Source organism: Dietzia sp. JS16-p6b (assembly GCF_003052165.1).
In the GTDB taxonomy this organism is placed as follows: domain Bacteria; phylum Actinomycetota; class Actinomycetes; order Mycobacteriales; family Mycobacteriaceae; genus Dietzia.
Window position 1 is genome coordinate 1,868,495 of record NZ_CP024869.1, and the last position, 17,671, is coordinate 1,886,165.

14 protein-coding genes and 2 pseudogenes are annotated in these 17,671 nt (G+C 69.9%); 2 read left to right on the plus strand and 14 right to left on the minus strand.

All coding sequences use genetic code 11. The features are described from left to right. The first annotated feature begins 128 nt into the window (after positions 1-128). Positions 129-1,433 carry an alkaline phosphatase family protein gene (locus CT688_RS08475; RefSeq protein ID WP_107756542.1) on the plus strand — a complete coding sequence of 435 codons (1,305 nt, stop codon included), beginning with the start codon at positions 129-131 and terminating at the stop codon, positions 1,431-1,433. Between the two features lie 22 nt (positions 1,434-1,455). Here the strand turns inward: CT688_RS08475 and aspS are convergent. The 3 genes and pseudogenes from aspS to CT688_RS08490 form a co-directional block, all read right to left on the minus strand. Next, positions 1,456-3,257, minus strand: a pseudogene (gene aspS / locus CT688_RS08480) (aspartate--tRNA ligase). 220 nt (positions 3,258-3,477) lie between these two features. Beyond that, positions 3,478-4,757 (minus strand): annotated as a pseudogene (gene hisS / locus CT688_RS08485) (histidine--tRNA ligase). A gap of 50 nt (positions 4,758-4,807) precedes the next feature. Then, positions 4,808-5,473, minus strand: coding sequence for an MBL fold metallo-hydrolase (locus CT688_RS08490; protein ID WP_107756543.1), 666 nt, complete (start codon positions 5,471-5,473; stop codon positions 4,808-4,810). Positions 5,474-5,677: 204 nt separating this feature from the next. On the opposite strand from CT688_RS08490, the gene CT688_RS08495 reads away from it, so the two are divergent. Continuing rightward, on the plus strand, positions 5,678-6,625 hold the full coding sequence (locus tag CT688_RS08495) for a peptidylprolyl isomerase (RefSeq protein WP_107756544.1): 948 nt from the start codon (positions 5,678-5,680) through the stop codon (positions 6,623-6,625). 60 nt (positions 6,626-6,685) lie between these two features. Here CT688_RS08495 and CT688_RS08500 read toward each other — a convergent pair whose 3' ends face one another. The 11 genes from CT688_RS08500 to CT688_RS08550 all read right to left on the minus strand — a co-directional run bounded on the left by CT688_RS08500 (position 6,686) and on the right by CT688_RS08550 (position 17,664). Beyond that, positions 6,686-9,061, minus strand: a complete 2,376-nt coding sequence (locus tag CT688_RS08500; RefSeq protein ID WP_107756545.1) for a bifunctional (p)ppGpp synthetase/guanosine-3',5'-bis(diphosphate) 3'-pyrophosphohydrolase — start codon at positions 9,059-9,061, stop codon at positions 6,686-6,688. Positions 9,062-9,106: 45 nt separating this feature from the next. Next, complete coding sequence (locus CT688_RS08505) at positions 9,107-9,664, minus strand: adenine phosphoribosyltransferase (RefSeq protein WP_107756546.1); 558 nt, start codon at positions 9,662-9,664, stop codon at positions 9,107-9,109. Continuing rightward, positions 9,661-10,716, minus strand: a complete 1,056-nt coding sequence (secF, locus tag CT688_RS08510) for a protein translocase subunit SecF (RefSeq protein ID WP_107756547.1) — start codon at positions 10,714-10,716, stop codon at positions 9,661-9,663. Before secF ends, CT688_RS08505 begins: the two co-directional genes overlap by 4 nt. Then, a complete protein-coding gene (gene secD / locus CT688_RS08515; protein WP_231750260.1) occupies positions 10,713-12,446 on the minus strand; it encodes a protein translocase subunit SecD in 1,734 nt (577 codons plus the stop codon). The genes secF and secD overlap by 4 nt, the downstream gene beginning before the upstream one ends. 54 nt (positions 12,447-12,500) lie before the next feature. After that, entirely contained in the window at positions 12,501-12,923 is a 423-nt protein-coding gene (gene yajC / locus CT688_RS08520; RefSeq protein ID WP_231750261.1) for a preprotein translocase subunit YajC, read from the minus strand. Then, positions 12,920-14,011 (minus strand): Holliday junction branch migration DNA helicase RuvB, encoded by a 1,092-nt coding sequence (gene ruvB, locus CT688_RS08525; RefSeq protein WP_107756548.1) that lies wholly within the window; start codon positions 14,009-14,011, stop codon positions 12,920-12,922. The genes yajC and ruvB overlap by 4 nt, the downstream gene beginning before the upstream one ends. Then, positions 14,011-14,610: a Holliday junction branch migration protein RuvA gene (ruvA, locus tag CT688_RS08530; protein WP_107756549.1), complete on the minus strand. Its 600-nt coding sequence runs from the start codon at positions 14,608-14,610 to the stop codon at positions 14,011-14,013. Before ruvA ends, ruvB begins: the two co-directional genes overlap by 1 nt. Beyond that, the gene (gene ruvC, locus CT688_RS08535) at positions 14,607-15,278 is read right to left on the minus strand and encodes a crossover junction endodeoxyribonuclease RuvC (protein WP_107756550.1); all 672 of its coding nucleotides are present in this window, start codon (positions 15,276-15,278) and stop codon (positions 14,607-14,609) included. Before ruvC ends, ruvA begins: the two co-directional genes overlap by 4 nt. Before the next feature lie 59 nt (positions 15,279-15,337). After that, positions 15,338-16,090, minus strand: coding sequence for a YebC/PmpR family DNA-binding transcriptional regulator (locus CT688_RS08540; RefSeq protein WP_107756551.1), 753 nt, complete (start codon positions 16,088-16,090; stop codon positions 15,338-15,340). Positions 16,091-16,171: 81 nt separating this feature from the next. Further along, positions 16,172-16,789, minus strand: coding sequence for a pyridoxal 5'-phosphate synthase glutaminase subunit PdxT (gene pdxT / locus CT688_RS08545; protein WP_107756552.1), 618 nt, complete (start codon positions 16,787-16,789; stop codon positions 16,172-16,174). After that, positions 16,786-17,664 (minus strand): acyl-CoA thioesterase II, encoded by an 879-nt coding sequence (locus CT688_RS08550; protein WP_107756553.1) that lies wholly within the window; start codon positions 17,662-17,664, stop codon positions 16,786-16,788. Before CT688_RS08550 ends, pdxT begins: the two co-directional genes overlap by 4 nt. Positions 17,665-17,671: the final 7 nt, after the last annotated feature.

Here is a 17,671-nt window from a genome sequence, read left to right on the forward strand (position 1 = left end):
ACAGACCGTCCGGGTGGTCCGGCCCGTCGCGATGGGGTTGAGTGGAACCCGCGTGTGCCCCGTCACCACGGGGTAGACCTTGAGTCCGTACCCCTCCCGTCCAGCCCGCCCCCGAGGAGCCCCGCCCGATGAGCCGCCATCACGACGCCTGCCACGGACCCACCCTCACCCGCCGGGAGGCGCTGGCCGGGGCCGGTGTGGTCGTCGCCGCGGGCACGGTCGGGGTCACCATGCTCGCCGAGCCGGCCCCGGTCTGGGCCACGCCGACGCGGCCGGTCGCCGACGACCTCGACGTCTACGTCCTGGTCACCGACGGGATGCGACCGGACGAACTCAACCCGGCCCAGGCCCCCACCCTGCACCGGTGGGCCTCCGACGGGACCAGGTTCACCGACGCGACGTCGGTCATGATCGCCGAGACGCTCCCGAACCACGCGGCGATGGTGACCGGAGTCCTGCCCGAGCGGAACGGGGTCCCGGCCAACTCGGTCTGGGACCACGCGACCGGCACCGACAGGACACTCGACCGGCCGGATGACCTCCGCGCACCGACGGTGCTCGACCGGATCCGGACCGAGGCGGGCCTGACCACCGCGAGCGTGTTGAGCAAGGACTACCTCCACGGCCTGTTCGGCGGACGCGCGAGCGTGCAGTGGGCACCGTTCCCCCTCGTTCCGGTCACCGACCACTCCCTCGACTGGTTCACCGTCGAGGCACTCAAGCAGACCGTCACCGACCACGCCCCGAGGATGACCTTCGTCAACCTGGGTGACATGGACCGATTCGGACACATGGACCTCTCGGGAACCTCGCTGCGACTGGCGCGCAACCAGGCGGTGTACAACTCCGACCACAAACTCTGGGAGTTCGAACAGTTCCTCCGCTCGACCGGCCGGTGGGAGCGCTCGGTGGTCATCGTCCTGGCCGATCACGGGATGGACTGGTCGGAGCCGCTCAGTCTGATCAGCGCCGCCGGGGCGATCGAGGCCGACGCGGCGATCCGCGGGCGGTTCGGCATCGCCCAGAACGGCGGGGCCGACACGTTCGCCTATGTCGGTCCGGCGAGCGAGCGCGACGCCTCGCTCCGGCGGCTGCGCGAGGTCGTCGGCGCGCTCCCCGGGGTGAACCGGCTCTACGATCCCGCCGAACTCTCCCTCGGGGACCGAGGCGGGGACCTGGTGGCCACGTGCCACCCCGGTTGGCGGTTCTCCGACCCCACACCGTTCTCCAACCCGATTCCCGGGAACCACGGGCACGAGGTCACCCTGGGGATCCCGTTCTTCATCGGTGGCGGGCACCGCATCGTGCGTCGGGGCGGCACCGTCGACCGCCCGGTCCGCACCCTCGACGTGGCGCCGACGGTCGCCCGGTTGTTCGGGCTCGACCACTCCGGGATGGACGGCCGCCCGGCGCTCGAGGCGTTCCACCTCTGACCGCCGGGCCGCCGGGGACCGACTACCCGGCTGACGCACGCTCCGCCTGGGTCCCCTGACCGCGGGTCACGGGCGCGGCGTCGATTCCCGACTCCTTGCGCTGCTGCGGAGTGATGGGAGCGGGGGCGTCGGTGAGCGGGTCGACACCGCCGCCGGACTTGGGGAAGGCGATGACGTCGCGGATGGACTCGGTCCGGGCCAGCAACGCACAGATGCGGTCCCAGCCGAACGCGATTCCGCCGTGCGGCGGCGCGCCGTAGGAGAAGGCGTCGAGCAGGAAGCCGAACTTCTCCTGCGCCTCCTCGGCGGAGATGCCCATCACGCCGAACACCCGCTCCTGGATGTCCTTGCGGTGGATGCGGATGGAGCCGCCCCCGATCTCGTTGCCGTTGCACACGATGTCGTAGGCGTAGGCCAGGGCCGAGCCCGGGTCGGTGTCGAAGGTGTCCAGGTGCTCCGGCTTGGGAGAGGTGAACGCGTGGTGCACGGCCGTCCACGCGCCCGAGCCCACCGCCACGTCGCCGGCGGCCGTCGCGTCGTCGGCCGGCTCGAACATGGGCGCGTCGACCACCCACGTGAACGCCCAGGCCTCGGGGTCGATCAGTCCGAGCTTGTCCGCGATCTCGCCACGGGCCGCGCCGAGGAGCGCACGTGTGGACTTGACGGCCCCGGCACCGAAGAAAATGCAGTCCCCGGGCTCCGCGCCGACGTGGGCGGCGATGCCCGCCCGCTCGGCGTCCGACAGGTTCTTGGCGACAGGACCGCCCAGCTCGCCGTCCTCACCGACCAGGATGTAGGCCAGCCCCTTGGCTCCGCGCTGCTTGGCCCATTCCTGCCAGGCGTCGAGCTGACGTCGCGGCTGCGACGCGCCGCCCTTCATGACCACCGCGCCGACGTAGGGGGCCTTGAACACGCGGAACGGCGTGTCGGCGAAGAACTCGGTGCACTCGACCAGTTCGATGTCGAAGCGCAGGTCGGGCTTGTCGGAGCCGTACCGACGCATCGCCTCGGCATAGGTCATCCGCGGGATGGGGGCCTGGATCTCGTAGCCCGCCGTCGCCCACACCTCGGTGAGGATCTCCTCCGCGACCGCGATCACGTCGTCCTGGTCGACGAAGCTCATCTCCACGTCCAGCTGGGTGAACTCCGGCTGCCGGTCGGCCCGGAAGTCCTCGTCCCGGTAGCAGCGGGCGATCTGGTAGTACTTCTCCATCCCGGCAACCATGAGGAGCTGCTTGAACAGCTGCGGCGACTGCGGGAGGGCGTAGAAGGTGCCGGGCTGCAGACGTGCGGGGACGAGGAAGTCGCGCGCGCCCTCGGGGTGGAGCGGGTGAGGGTGGGGGTCTCGATCTCGACGAAGTCGTGGCGTGCCATGACGCTCCGCGCGGCGGAGTTGACCTTCGACCGCAGTCGCAGTGCGGCACCCGGACCCTCACGGCGGAGATCGAGATAGCGGTGACGGAGGCGTGCCTCCTCTCCCACCTCGTCGTCGAGCTGGAACGGCAGCGCCGCGGACTCGCCGAGCACCTCGAACGAGACCACGTCGACCTCGATCTCACCGGACGCGAGGGCAGGGTTCTCCGACCCCTCCGGGCGGCGGTCCACGACGCCGGTGACGGCGACGCAGAACTCGTTCCGGAGACGGTGCGCGCGCTCCGCGATCTCCTCGGAGCGGAACACCACCTGACACACGCCTGTGGAGTCACGGAGATCGACGAAGATCACCCCGCCGTGATCCCGGCGGCGCGCCACCCAGCCGGCCAGGGTGACGGTGTCCCCGGCGTCGGCGGCTCGGAGCTGGCCGGCGGAATGGGTGCGCAGCACGGGGTGGTCCTCTCGTCGGGAATGCTGGATGGTCGGCGAACGGCGACGGGACCCGCCGCGGTTCGTGCGGTCGGACCCGGGTTCGGACGACGCACAGTCTACGTCCACCCCCGGTGTCCCCGGCGTCGGCTGCGGCCGACGCCCGGCGCGGACGGTCCCGCCGGATCGATCCGGTCGTGCGGCACCTCCGGTCCGCGGGTGTCGCGATCCCCGTCGGCGCTCAGCGGGCGACGAGCCCCGTGACGTGGTCGACCACCGAGTCCAGCGGGACCGCGTTCTGCTCGCCCGTCGCCATCGTCTTGACCACCACGGTGCCCGAGGCCAACTCGTTCTCACCCACCACGAGGGTGACCGCGGCCCCTGACCTGTCGGCGGCCTTGAACGCCCCCTTCATGCCGCGGTCGCCGTAGGCCATGTCGGCGCGCAGACCCGCCTGACGGAACCCGGCCAGGACGGGCACCATCGCGGCCCTGGCCGGAGCGCCGAGCGCCACGCCGTACACGTCCACCCGGCCGCCGACGGTGGGGTCGATACTCTCCGCCTGCAGCGCCAGCATCGTGCGGTCCACGCCGATGCCGAATCCGATGCCCGACAGGTCCTGCCCCCGAGCTGTTCCATCAGTCCGTCGTAGCGCCCGCCGCCCCCGATCCCGGACTGGGCGCCGAGTCCGTCGTGGACGAACTCGAACGTGGTCTTGGTGTAGTAGTCCAGGCCGCGGACCATCCGGGGATTGACCTCATAGGCAACGCCGAGTGCGTCGAGGTGCGACCGGACCTCCGCGAAGTGGGCGGCGCTCTGGTCCGAGAGGTGGTCGATCATCAGCGGGGCGTCCGCGAGCTGGGCACGGACCGCCGGGCGCTTGTCGTCGAGCACGCGCAGCGGGTTGATCCGGGCGCGCTCCCGGGTGGCCTCGTCGAGATCCAACCCGGCGAGAAAGGCCTGCAGCCGCTCCCGGTACCCGGGGCGGCAGGTCTCGTCCCCGAGCGAGGTGAGCTCCAGTCGGAACCCGGTCAACCCGAGGGAGCGGAACGCCTCGTCGGCCACCGCGATCACCTCGGCGTCGAGGGCGGGGTCGTCGATCCCGATCGCCTCGATGCCGACCTGCTGCAGCTGGCGGTACCGCCCGGCCTGGGGACGTTCGTAGCGGAAGAACGGGCCGGCGTAACAGAGCTTGACGGGAAGCTGCCCGCGATCCAGGCCGTTCTCGATGACCGCACGCATGACCCCGGCCGTCCCCTCGGGCCGGAGGGTGACGCTCCGGCCACCGCGATCGGAGAACGTGTACATCTCCTTGGAGACGACATCGGTGGACTCACCCACGCCGCGGGCGAACAGCGCGGTGTCCTCGAAGATCGGCAGCTCGATGTGCCCGTACCCCGCCCGCCGGGCGGCCGAGGTGATCGCCTCCCGGACCGCGACGAACCCGGCCGAGGTCGGGGGGACGTAGTCCGGCACCCCCTTCGGTGCCTTGAGCGCGGTCTTCTTCTGAGTGCCGGTCACGTGTGGTGGATCCTTGCGTGTAGTCGGTGGGTGGATCGGGGGGCGGGGGTCTAGAGGTCGCGTAAGAACGGGTTGGACCGCCGTTCCCGGCCGACGGTGGTCGAGGGGCCGTGGCCGGGCAGCACGACCGCGTCGTCGTCCAGTGTGAGGAACTTCTTGGCGATCGACTGCATCAGCACATCGGTGTCGCCCGCGGGAAGATCGGTGCGACCCACCCCGTCCTGGAACAGCACGTCGCCGCCGAGCACGATGGTCCGCCGCCCCTCCTCTGTGTCGGCCACGATCCGGAAGGACACCGACCCGGGGCTGTGTCCGGGTACGTGGTCCACGTCGAAGGTCATCGACCCGAATCGCAGGGTGTCGCCGTCGAACACCTCCACGACCTCCGCCGGCTCGGTGAAGGTGACGCCCTTGAGCATGGCGGACAGGTCGAGCGAGAGCCCCTTGCCCGGATCGGAGAGCATCACGCGGTCCTCTGGGTGGATGTACGCCGGCACACCGTAATGATCGGCGACCTGCCGGGCGTTCCAGATGTGGTCCAGGTGACCGTGGGTGAGCAGTACCGCCCGTGGCCGCAGCCCCGCCTCGGACACCTGGCGGCGCACCTGGTCCTCGGCGTCCTGGCCCGGGTCGACGATGACGCAGTCCCCTGCGGCGTCGGACACGATGTAGCAGTTGGTCTGGAACATCCCTGCCGGGAATCCGATGATCTGCACGTCCCGCGCTCCCTTCCTCGATGGCCCGAGGGCTCCGTCGCAGGGCCCCGGGCCGACTGGGCCGCACACCGGAGTGGTGTGCAACCGTCTCGCCCCGACCTGGTAGACAAGACCCCTGGGCTGGAGCGCTGTGGTCTGCTCGCTTCGGCCCCACCGCGGCTCCAGCCGACTGTTCCAGCCTAGTCCAGGTACCCAGGAGGGTCAGTGTCCACCAACCAGGAACGCCGAGCCGAGGCGCGCCAGCGCCTGCGCGAGCAGATGGAGGCGCAGGCCCGTCGCGAGAAGCAACTCAAGATCGTGGCGGCCTCGGTCGTCGTCGCGGTCCTGCTGGGGATCGTCGGGGTGGTCGCCTGGATCAATTACGACCGCAAGCGCGCGGAGGAGTACGCGGCCAACTGGCTGACCTGCGAGTACCCCGCTGACACCGAGACCCCCCAACCGCTCGACCCCGCGGAGTTCGAGGACCAGGGCGACGAGGTGGTGGCCGAGGTGGAGGAGTTCAACGCGCAGGTCGAGACCGTCAACGAGAACAGGCGCGAGGCCGAGCCGCCGTCGGGTGACCAGGCCCGCCGGGGAACCGCGGAACTGACCATCACCACCGACCGCGGCCAGATCCCCCTCACGCTCGATCGTTCCGGCGCGCCCTGCAACGTCGCGAGCTTCGTCCACCTGGCCGAGCAGCGGTACTTCGACGACACCGAGTGCCACCGTCTGACCGTGGCGGAGGAGACCACCGGCCCGGAGGAGGTTCCCGGACTGTCGGTACTGCAGTGCGGCGACCCGACGGGGACCGGGCTGTCCGGGCCCGGGTACTCCGTGGTGGACGAGCCGCCCGCGCCCGACACCCTCGAACTCGCGGCCGACGGGTCGGGTGCCGCCATCTACCCCCGCGGAACCGTCGCCATGGCCAAGTCGCAGGCGCCCGACAGTGCCGGGAGCCAGTTCTTCCTGGTGTACGAGGACTCGGCGCTCCCGCCGGAGTACACCGTCATGGGAACGGTCGGTGAACCGGGGCTGGAGGTGCTCGACGACATCGCCGAGACCGGCGTGAAGAGCGACGATCCGACGGACCGCGACAACCAGGTGCCGCGGCGTCCCGTCACCATCGAGTCCGTGGTCGTCGACGCCCAGTCAGGACTCCCCGACAGGTGAGTCGGGGGCCGGCCCGCCCGCCGAGGCGCGGTCGGCGGCCGGACCGACCGGGCTCCCGGCTCAGTTCGACGTCATCCGGTTGACGTCGAAGACCCCCTCGACGCCCCGGACCGTCTGCAGGACGTGTCCGAGGTGTTTGGGATCGGCCATCTCGAAGGTGAACCGCGAGATCGCCACCCGGTCGTCGCCGGCCGTCTGGACGGACGCGGACAGGATGTTGACCTTCTCGTCCGCCAGCACCTTGGTCACGTCCGACAGCAGCCTGTGTCTGTCGAGCGCCTCCACCTGGATCGCCACCAGGAACACCGCCCCGGGTTGGGGTGCCCACTCGACCTTGACCAGTCGCTCGGGCTCCCTGTGCAGGTCGGAGGCGTTGGTGCAGTCGGTGCGGTGGACGCTCACGGTGCCACCGCGGGTGATGAACCCCAGCACCTCGTCCCCGGGGACCGGCATGCAACAGCGGGCGAGCTTGGCGTGCACGTCCTTCACCCCGCCCACCAGGATCCCCGGACCGGGGGGCGCCGGTCGGTTCGAGGTGATGTTCTTGTCCCTCGAACGGTCCGCCAGCTCCTCGGTGACCTCGTCGACCCCCCCGTGGGCCGCGACGAGCCGACCCACGACGTGCTTCGCGGAGACGTGGTTCTCCCCGATCGCCGTGTAGAGCGCCGTGACGTCGGCGAAACCCAACTCACGTGCGACGCCCGCCAGTGACTCGTTGGAGAAGACCCGGTGGACGGGCACCCCGCCTCGGCGTACCTCCCGAGTGATGAGATCCTTGCCCCGTTCGAGGGCCTCCTCGCGCCGCTCCTTGGCGAACCACTGCCGGATCGAGCTCTTGGCCCTGCCCGAGACGACGAACTTCTGCCAGTCCAGACTGGGGCCCGCGTTGGGGTCCTTCGAGGTGAAGACCTCGACGACCTCGCCGTTCTCCAGTGGCCTCTCGAGCGCGACGAGCTTGCCGTTGACCCGCGCACCGATGCACCGGTGACCGACCTCGGTGTGGACGGCGTAGGCGAAGTCCACCGGTGTCGCACCGACGGGGAGATTGATCACGTCGCCCTTGGGCGTGAAGACGAAGATCTCCTTGCTGGTCATCTCGAACCGCAGGGAGTCCAGGAACTCCCCCGGATCGGCGGCCTCCCGCTGCCAGCTCAACAGTTGGCGCATCCACGCCATCTCGTCCACCTCGGCGGGATCGCCGTGGTGCTTGCCGCGGGTCTCCTTGTACCGCCAGTGCGCGGCGATCCCGTACTCGGCGTTCCGGTGCATCTCGTGGGTCCGGATCTGGATCTCCAACGGTTTGCCGTCGGGACCGATCACGGTGGTGTGCAGTGAGCGGTAGACGCCGAAGCGGGGCTGGGCGATGTAGTCCTTGAACCTCCCCGGCATCGGTTTCCAGGCGGAATGCACCACGCCGATCGCGGCGTAGCAGTCCCGGACGTCCTCGCACAGCACGCGAATGCCCACCAGGTCGTGGATCTCGTCGAACTCGCGTCCCCGGACGATCATCTTCTGGTAGATCGACCAGTAGTGCTTGGGTCGGCCCTCGACCCGGGCCTGGATGTGGGCGTTCTCCAGCTCGGCCCTGACCCGGGTGATCACCGTTCCCAGGTAGACGTCCCGGCTCGGCGCGCGATCGGCGACCAGTCGCACGATCTCCTGGTACTTCTTGGGCTCCAGGATCGCGAAAGCCAGGTCCTCGAGTTCCCACTTCACGGTGGCCATTCCGAGACGGTGGGCCAGAGGCGCGATCACCTCCAGGGTCTCGCGGGCCTTCTTGACCTGCTTCTCCGGCGGCAGGAATCGCATGGTCCGCATGTTGTGCAGGCGGTCGGCGACCTTGATCACCAGCACCCGCGGATCATGCGCCATCGCGATGATCATCTTGCGGATCGTCTCGGCCTCGGCCGCCTCGCCGAAGTCGACCTTGTCCAGCTTCGTGACCCCGTTGACGAGGTGTGCGACCTCGTCACCGAAATCCGAGGCCAGGGCCTCGAGGGAGTAGTCGGTGTCCTCCACGGTGTCGTGCAGCAGCGCTGCCACGAGGGTGGTGGTGTCCATGCCCATCTCGGCGCAGATGGTCGCCACCGCCAGTGGATGGGTGATGTAGGGGTCGCCGGATTTCCGGAACACGCCCTCGTGCTGGCGTTCTGCGAGTGCGTAGGCACGCGAGAGCAGCGCCACGTCGGCTTTGGCGTGGTGGATCCGGTGCACCCGGACAAGGGGTTCCAGGACCGCGGGAGTGGACGTCACCGTCAACCCCGAGGTGAGGCGCCGGGCCCACCTGGCCCGGACGCGACGGCCGGCGGACGGGCGGGCGCCCGGGATCACCGGGAGGGGCTGGGTGTTGGGCTGGCTGCTGGACCGGGTCTGCTCCGCAGGTGCGGGCTGGGGGCCGGCTCCGATGTTCGCGGTGGGATCCTGCCGATCGGTCATTCCGGCTTCTCCCTCCATGTCCGGTCCGTCAACGACGGGCGGTGGTCACGCGACCGTGAGGCAGGTCAGCGGTGTGCCGGACAGTCTATCCCTACCCCCGAGCCCGGGTACTTCGAGCACCACCGACAGGCCGGTCACCACGGCGCCACAGTCGTCGAGGAGCCCGACGGCCGCTCCGAGAGTGCCGCCGGTGGCCAGGACGTCGTCCACCACGAGGATCCGCGTGCCACTGAGGTCGAGGCCGTCGGCGGGGAGCTCGAGCGTCGCCGCCCCGTACTCGAGTTCGTACGAGCGCGAGTGCACCGGCGGTGGGAGTTTGCCCGCCTTTCGGATGGCCAGCACGCCGGTGCGCAGCCGCAACGCGACCGCCCCGGCGAGCAGGAAGCCACGCGCGTCCAGCCCTGCCACGTAGTCCACCGACCCGATCTCATGACCCGCGGCGAGGCCCGCCACCACGGCGTCGAAACCCTCGGGGTCGGCCAGCACGGGGGTGAGGTCACAGAACTGGACGCCGGCCACCGGGAAGTCCTCGACCCGGCGCATCAGGCGCTCGACGGCGGCCACGACCCCCGGGGACACACCCGAGGTCCCGTGGCCCTTCATGCGGTGGCCCCGGCCTTCTCCCGGCGGGCCAGGACCTTGGCGGTCTGGCGCTTGGTGGCGGGATCGAACTCCTTGAGCCACACCAGCAGCGGGGTCGCGAGGAAGATCGACGAGAACGTGCCCGTGATGATGCCGACGACCTGGACGATGGCGAGGTCGAGCAGCGTGCCCACCCCGAGGATCCACACCGCGACCACCAGCAACGCCAGCAACGGGAGGATGCCGATGGTGGTGGTGTGGATCGATCGCATGAGCGTCTGGTTGACCGCGAGGTTCGCCTCTTCGGCGTAGGTGCTGCTCGAGGAGTGTTTGCTGCCGCGCGTGTTCTCGTCCACCTTGTCGAACACGATGACCGTGTCATAGAGGGAGAAACCGAGGATGGTGAGCAGGCCGATGACCGTGGCGGGTGAGACCTCGAATCCCAGGAGCGAATAGACGCCCGCCGTGGTGATGACGTCGAAGAAGAGCGCGACGACGCCGGCCACCGACATCCGCCACTCGAAGCGCAGCGCCATGTAGCCGAACACGATCACGATGAAGACCGCCAGGGCGATGATCATCTGCTGGGTGACCTGTCCACCCCAGCTCTCGCTGCGCGCGGAGTCGCCGACGGCCTCGATCGAGACCTCGCCGCTCGCCGCGACGGGCTGGAACTCCTCCACGAGCGCGAGCTTGGTCGCGTAGATCTCGTCACTGGTGAGGAAGCCGGTCTCCACCTCGACGATGCGCGCGTTGCCGGCTCCCACGATCTGGACCGTCTGGGGCTCCTGACCGAGAGTCTCCTCGACGACGGCGGCAACCCGGCCGGTGTCCGCATCCCCCGCCGGCATCGTCAACTTGGTGCCGCCGGTGAAGTCGATCCCGAAGGTGAACCCCCGGAAGATGATGCTCGCGAGGCAGATCGCGACGATCGCCCCGGTCAGGAGGAAGTACAGGCGGCGGCGCTGCACGATCGGGAACGCGCCGGTCCCCGTGTAGAGACGGTTGAACAGGCTCTCCGGCTGGTCGGGACCCGCCGTGCCGTCGGAGTCGATCGTTCCCGGGGCGCTCATCGGCCCTCCTCCTCGGAGTCGTCACGGCGCGGCAGGATCATCGTCACGCCCGGGGACGCCGGCCCCGGATCGGTGGGTCGCCCATCCGGGCCCCGCACGGTGGCGGACACGCCTCGGCCGCGCTCGGAGCCCGGATCGGATCCGTCCTTCTCGGCGTCCTGCTCGTGGCGGCGTCGCTCGGCGGAGTCGGCCCGGAGGGACTCCATCCGGCCGAGGCCGTTGGCCCACGGCTTGGTGAACAACGGCTTGGTCGAGGCCAGGTACACCAGCGGCCACAGGACGGTGAAGGCGACGAGGACGTCCATGACGGTGCTCAGTGCCAGGGTGAAGGCGAATCCGCGGACCTCTCCGGTGGCCAGCAGGTACAGCACCACGGCGCCTATCAGACTCACCACGTTGCCGGTGATGATGGTGCGACTGGCGCTCTTCCACGCTCTGGGTACCGCGGATCTGAACCGGTGACCGTCGCGGAGCTCGTCCTTGATCCTCTCGAAGAACACGACGTAGGAGTCCGCGGTCATGCCGATACCGATGATGAGGCCCGCCACCCCGGCCAGGTCGAGGCTGTAATCCACCGTGTACCCGAGGAACACGAGCATCACATAGGTGACGAGGAACGAGATCACGAGGGAGAAGAACGCGATCACGCCGAGCAACCGGTAGTACAGCACCGTGTACACCAGCACCAGCAGGAAACCGATCGCTCCTGCGAGCAGGCCGGCCTCGAGGGAGGCCAGACCCAGCGAGGCGGGCACGTTGTCGACGTTCGGGTCCTCGAACGAGATCGGCAGGGCGCCGAACCGGAGGTTCCCGGCGAGCGTCGCCGCCTCGTCCATGGTGAAACTGCCGGTGATCGACGTGGCCGACCCGACCGGGGTCACCCCCTGGACCACCGGCGCGCTGATCACCTCGCCGTCCAGGAGGATGGCGATCTGGCGCTGCAGGTACTCCTGGGTCAGGCGCGACCAGGTGGCGCTGCCCTGTTGTCCGGGTCCGGCGTTGAACCGGAACGACACCTCGTTCTGTCCGGCCTGCTGGCTGAAGCCAGAGCTCACCGAGTCCTTGACGATCTGCTGGCCGTCGAGGCGCTCACCGTCCTCCGGTTCGCCGACGAGCAACGGGACGGGGCCGAGGACGTACTTGGCGCCCTCTCCGCACGCGATCAGCGCCTGGGACTGATCCTCGAACCCCGCCGTGATCTCTCGTTCAGGGCACCGGAACTCCGGCAGACGCTGGATGAGTTCCTCGGGGTCGCCCTGTCGTACCTCGAGGGCCTCCTCCACCGCCCGGGCGACCGCCTCTCGGTCACCGACCGCGGCATCGACGGGTTCGACGTCCCCCTCGGCGACCGGCTGGACCTCGAGGACGGGGCGGATCGTCAGTTGCGAGGTGGTCCCGAGGTCCCGGGCCTGGCTCGAGTCCTCGCCGGGGACCGTGAGGACGATGTTGCTGCCCTCGATGACCACCGAGGTCCCGGCCACGCCGAGGCCGTCGACGCGATCGCGGATGATGTCCTGGGCCAGACGCAGGTCCTGCTCGTCGGGCTGTCCGATGGGGATCAGCGTGACCCGGGTCCCGCCCTGCAGGTCGATGCCGAGCTTGGGTGCGAGTCCCCGATCGGCGACGGCGAACGCCGCGAGGAAGAGGATGAAGAACACCACGCAGAACGAGGACAGCAGTGCCCAGGGCCTGGGGCGGGCGTCTACACGCCGAGAACGGACTGGTGACACGGGTGATCTCTCTCGGTCTTCTGCAGGGGCCTCCGGCTGGACGGCCCCATCACACTACTCGCCGGTAGCCCCTCGTCCGGAATCAGCGCCGTCTTCTCCGGTGGACGATCCGGGGGTCGTTCCGGGGTCGAGCTTCTCGCGGATCACCCGACGGTCCCACTGCGTCCGGACCCCGGGGGCGATCTCCAGGACCAGGGTCTCCTCGCCGACCGTGACGACCGTGGCGTGCAGCCCGGAGGTGGTGAGCACCTGATCACCGACCGAGAGTGAGGCCTGCATCTCCTGCAGGTCCTTCATCGCCTTCCGCTGCTTGGAGCTCTGGAAGAACATCAGCGCGACGAGCGCGATGATCATGAGTGGCAACAGGAGTTCCAGTCCCATGGGGGTCCTCTCGTGTCGGGACCCGTCGGTGGGTCCGAAGGTGTCGGGTCCGGGCGTCGGACCGGTCTCGTCCGAGGATGCCACCCGGGTGGTCATCCGCGCGGGCCGGGTCCCGTCTCCGTCTCCACCGGCAGCATCGGTTCGGTCGGATCCCTGTCCGATCGGCGCAGGCCCAGGTGCTCCCACGCCGCGGCGGTGGCGACCCGGCCACGGGGCGTGCGGGCGAGCAGACCGGCACGGACGAGAAACGGTTCACAGACCTCCTCGAGGGTGGTCGCCTCCTCCCCCACGGCCACGGCGAGCGTGCTCAATCCGACCGGCCCGCCCTCATGTTGGACGAGCAGCGCGCGCAGGACCGCACGGTCCAGTCTGTCCAGGCCCAGCTCGTCCACCTCGTAGACCCGGAGCGCCGCGCGGGCGACCGGAACAGTGACCCGCCCGTCCGCCCGGACCTCGGCGTAGTCGCGGACGCGGCGCAGCAGGCGGTTCGCGATCCGCGGTGTGCCGCGGGAGCGCCCGGCGATCTCCATCGCCGCGTCCGGTTGCACCGGGATCTCGAGGATCTCGGCCGCCCGGGAGACGATGCGGGCCAGGTCCTCGTCCGTGTAGAAGTCCATGTGCGCCGTGAAGCCGAAGCGATCGCGCAACGGGCCGGTGAGCGCACCTGATCGGGTGGTGGCGCCGACCAGTGTGAACGGGGCGATCTCCAGCGGGATGGAGGTCGCGCCGGGCCCTTTGCCCACCATGATGTCGATCCGGAAGTCCTCCATGGCGAGGTACAGCATCTCTTCTGCCGGACGTGCGATCCGGTGGATCTCGTCGATGAACAGGACGTCGCCCTCGATGAGGTTGGAGAGCATGGCGGCGAGATCCCCCGGGCGTTCCAGAGCGGGGCCGGAGGTGATGCGGAGCGATCCCCCGAGCTCGGCCGCGACGATCATCGCCAGGCTCGTCTTTCCCAGACCCGGCGGGCCGGAGAACAACAGGTGGTCCGGGACCACCCCACGCCGGGTGGCCGCGGTGAGAACGAGCTCGAGTTGCTCGCGGACCGTCACCTGACCGATGAACTCCCCGAGGTTCCGCGGACGGAGGGCACCCTCGACATCGGAGTCGAACGGGGTCGACGCGGCGGACAACCCCACCTCCGCCTCGCTCCCGTCCGCGTCCCGGTACGGCCCGGTCATCAGCGCCTACCGAGCGACCGCAGTGCCAGACGCAGGGCCTCCGCCGGACCCAGGTCCGGATCGTCCGACAGGACGGCGGCCGCCGTCTTCTCCGCCTCCGTGGCCGAGAAACCGAGTCCCTCGAGCGCTCCGGCCACCTCGGTCGCCGCCGGGGCCGCGGACACCCCGGGTCCGGCGGCGCTGCCGTCGGCGTCGTGTACGGGCCCGACCTTGTCCTTGAGCTCGAGGACCATCCTCTCGGCCGTGCGCTTGCCCACCCCGGGCACGCGGGTGAGCGCCGAGACGTCCTCCGTCCCCAGCGCCCGGACCAGCTGGTCGGGTTCGAGAGTGGCCAGGATCGCCAGGGCCAGGCGCGGTCCCACGCCGGAGACCGTCTGCACGGTGGAGAAGAGGCGACGGGCGTCCGCGGAGTCGAACCCGTAGAGCGTCAGCGAGTCCTCGCGCACCACGAGCTCGGTGTGCAGCGTGCCCTCCGCGCCCCGGCGCAGACCCGCCAGCGCGGCCGGCGTCGCGTGGACCAGGACGCCGACGCCACCGGTCTCCACCACGCAGCGGTCCAGACCGATCTCGGCCACCGTCCCCCTGATCGAGGCGATCACCAGCGCACTCCCTTCGTTCGAGCCATCCCCCGTGCCGCCGCCCGCGCGCGTTCCTGGTCGGCGGTGCTGGTCCCGCTCCGCGACCGACCGACTCCGGCGGCGCGGGTCGCCGCCGCCCTGCCCTCGACGACCTTGGCCTCGAAGCCCGCGCGGGATCTCGACACCTGGGCGTCGAGGGCGGCCACCCGACCCTGCATCGGCGCCCGCCAGCTGTGGCAGACGGCCAGCGCCAGCGCGTCGGCGGCGTCGGCCGGGCTCGGGGGCTTCTGCAGGCCGAGTATCCGCGTGACCATGAGTGTCATCTGCTTTTTGTCGGCGCGACCGCTCCCGGTCACTGCCGCCTTGACCTCGGAGGGGGTGTGGAACGCCACCGGGATGTCCCGGTAGGCCGCGGCCATGGCCACGACGCCAGCGGCCTGCGCCGTGCCCATCGCGGTGGACACCTGGTTCTGGGCGAAGACCCGCTCGATGGCCACCACGTCGGGGCGGTGGATGGCCATCCACTCGTCGGCCACCTCGTGCACCGCACGGAGGCGGCGCTCGACGGGCTCGTCCGTTCTGGTCCGCACCACGTCCACGTCGAGGGCGGTGACGCCGCGACCGGGTGCGGTCTCGATCAACGCGAGACCGCACCGGGTCAGCCCGGGGTCCACTCCCATGACGCGCATCGAACCTCCGCCGATCGGTGCTAGAACCTACGTTCGATAGCGTACCAGCGCCAGGCTCCTCAGGACTCCAGCGACGCGAGCACGTCGTCCGGTACGTCGACGTTCGAGTACACGTTCTGGACATCGTCCGAGTCCTCGAGGGCGTCGATGAGGCGGAAGATCTTCCCCGCCCCCTCTGCGTCGACCGTCACCTCTACGGAGGCCCGGAAGACCGACTCGGCCGAGTCGTAGTCGATCCCGGCGGCCTGGAGGGCCGACCGGACCTGGACGAGGTCGGTGGGTTCGCAGATGACCTCGAAGCGGTCGCCGAGGTCGTTGACCTCCTCGGCCCCCGCGTCGAGCACCGCCATGAGGACGTCGTCCTCCTCGAGATCGCCCTTGTCCAGGATGATCTCGCCCTTCCGTGTGAAGAGGTAGGCCACGGAACCCGGGTCCGCCAGGTTGCCGCCGCCCCGGGTCATGGCCGTCCGGACCTCCATCGCCGCGCGGTTGCGGTTGTCCGTCAGGCATTCGATCAGCATCGCCACGCCGTTGGGCCCGTAGCCCTCGTACATGATGGTCTCCCAGTCGGCGCCGCCCGCCTCCTCGCCGGCACCACGCCGACGCGCCCGCTCAACGTTGTCGCCGGGAACCGAGTTCTTCTTGGCCTTCTGGATGGCGTCGAACAGCGTAGGGTTGCCGTCGGGGTCACCACCACCGGTGCGGGCCGCCACCTCGATGTTCTTGACGAGCTTGGCGAAGAGCTTTCCGCGCTTGGCGTCGATCGCCGCCTTCTTGTGCTTGGTGGTGGCCCACTTGGAATGGCCTGACATGGGGAGTTCCGCCCTCCGGGTGTCTGGGGATGAGGCCTGGATGACCTCCGGGTGACTTACAGGTGCCGCTGACGGCCCACTCTACGAGGTCGCCGCCGTCACCATGTCGAGGAAGTACCGATGGACGCGCACGTCGTCGGTGACCTCGGGGTGGAACGAGGTGGCCAGGGCGTTGCCCTGGCGCACGGCGACCACGTGCTCCCGGCCGTCCGACGCATGGACGCCCGCGAGGACGTCGACGTCCGGTCCCACGCTCTCCACCCAGGGCGCGCGGATGAAGACGGTGCGCAGCGGGTCGGGGCCGAGGGCGTCGACGACGAGGTCGGCCTCGAACGAGTCGACCTGCCGGCCGAAGGCGTTGCGTCGGACCGTCATGTCGATGGCGGAGAACCAGGTGGCGTCGGGGCGGGTGTCGAGCACCAGTGACGCCAGCAGGATCATGCCCGCGCACGAGCCGTAGACGGGCATACCGTCCGCGATGCGTTCCGACACCGGCTCGTACATCTCGTACACGTCCAGCAGGCGGCTCATCGCGGTCGATTCACCGCCCGGGAGCACCAGTCCGTCGACGGAGTCGAGTTCCGATCGGCGGCGCACCGTCACGGCCTCGGCGCCGACGGTCTCGAGGTGCCGAAGGTGCTCGGCGACGTCGCCCTGGAGGGCGAGCACACCGATCCGGGGCCGGCCCGACGCGCTCACCCTCGGTCCGGGTCGGTGCCACCCGACATGTCCACCGGGAAGGGTTGCGCGCCCTCCCGGAGCCGACGCGACAGCCCTTCCTGGGTGACCGCGGCGACGAGGCGCCCGGTGCGGTCGAAGATGCGACCCTGGGTGAGGGCCCGGCCCCCGAAGGCGGACGGTGACGTCTGGTCGTACAGCAGCCACTCGTCGGCCCGGAACGGGCGCAGGAACCACATGGCGTGGTCCAGCGAGGCGTCCTGGGTCGGCTCGTCAGGATGGATGACTTTCGCCGAGCTGAGCAGGGTCATGTCCGACATGTAGGCGAGTGTGCAGACGTGGAAGTTGGGGTCGTCCGGCAGCTCGTCCACACATCGGAACCACACCCGCTGCTGGGAGGCGAACTGTGACGATCCGCGGAGCTTCTCGCGAGGCACCATCCGGATGTCCCACTGCGCCCACTCGTCCACGAAGACGCGGTGGGTCTCGTCCAGGTCCTCGTACCGGGGCGCGGGAATCTCCTCGGCATCGATGACCTGTGGTATCGGGTCCTGATGCTCGATCCCCTCCTGGTCGCGGAGGTGGAAGGAGGCCGACATCGAGAAGATCGGCTCACCTTCCTGGATCGCGGTGACCCGCCGGGTGGCGAAGCTCCGCCCGTCCCGCAGCCGGTCCACCTGGAAGACGGTGGGTGCAGACGGGACCCCCGGCCGGATGAAGTACCCGTGGAGGGAATGGACGTGCTTGTCGTCGTCGACGGTGCTGACCGCGGCGGTCAGTGTCTGGCCGGCGACCTGACCGCCGAAGGTGCGCTGCAGATGGGTCTCGATCGCGTGACCGCGGTAGAGGTCGCGGTCGATCCGCTCGATCGCGAGGATGTCCTCGATCTTGGCCACCGGAGGG

What these genes read in the sequence shown, in the direction of transcription:
- ruvC (WP_107756550.1), bottom strand. Translation starts at nt 15,278, where the DNA reads ATGCGCGTCATGGGAGTGGACCCCGGGCTGACCCGGTGCGGTCTCGCG.
- CT688_RS08475 (WP_107756542.1), top strand. Translation starts at nt 129, where the DNA reads ATGAGCCGCCATCACGACGCCTGCCACGGACCCACCCTCACCCGCCGG.
- secF (WP_107756547.1), bottom strand. Translation starts at nt 10,716, where the DNA reads ATGAGCGCCCCGGGAACGATCGACTCCGACGGCACGGCGGGTCCCGAC.
- CT688_RS08500 (WP_107756545.1), bottom strand. Translation starts at nt 9,061, where the DNA reads ATGACCGATCGGCAGGATCCCACCGCGAACATCGGAGCCGGCCCCCAG.
- CT688_RS08540 (WP_107756551.1), bottom strand. Translation starts at nt 16,090, where the DNA reads ATGTCAGGCCATTCCAAGTGGGCCACCACCAAGCACAAGAAGGCGGCG.
- CT688_RS08505 (WP_107756546.1), bottom strand. Translation starts at nt 9,664, where the DNA reads ATGAAGGGCCACGGGACCTCGGGTGTGTCCCCGGGGGTCGTGGCCGCC.
- yajC (WP_231750261.1), bottom strand. Translation starts at nt 12,923, where the DNA reads ATGACCACCCGGGTGGCATCCTCGGACGAGACCGGTCCGACGCCCGGA.
- ruvB (WP_107756548.1), bottom strand. Translation starts at nt 14,011, where the DNA reads ATGACCGGGCCGTACCGGGACGCGGACGGGAGCGAGGCGGAGGTGGGG.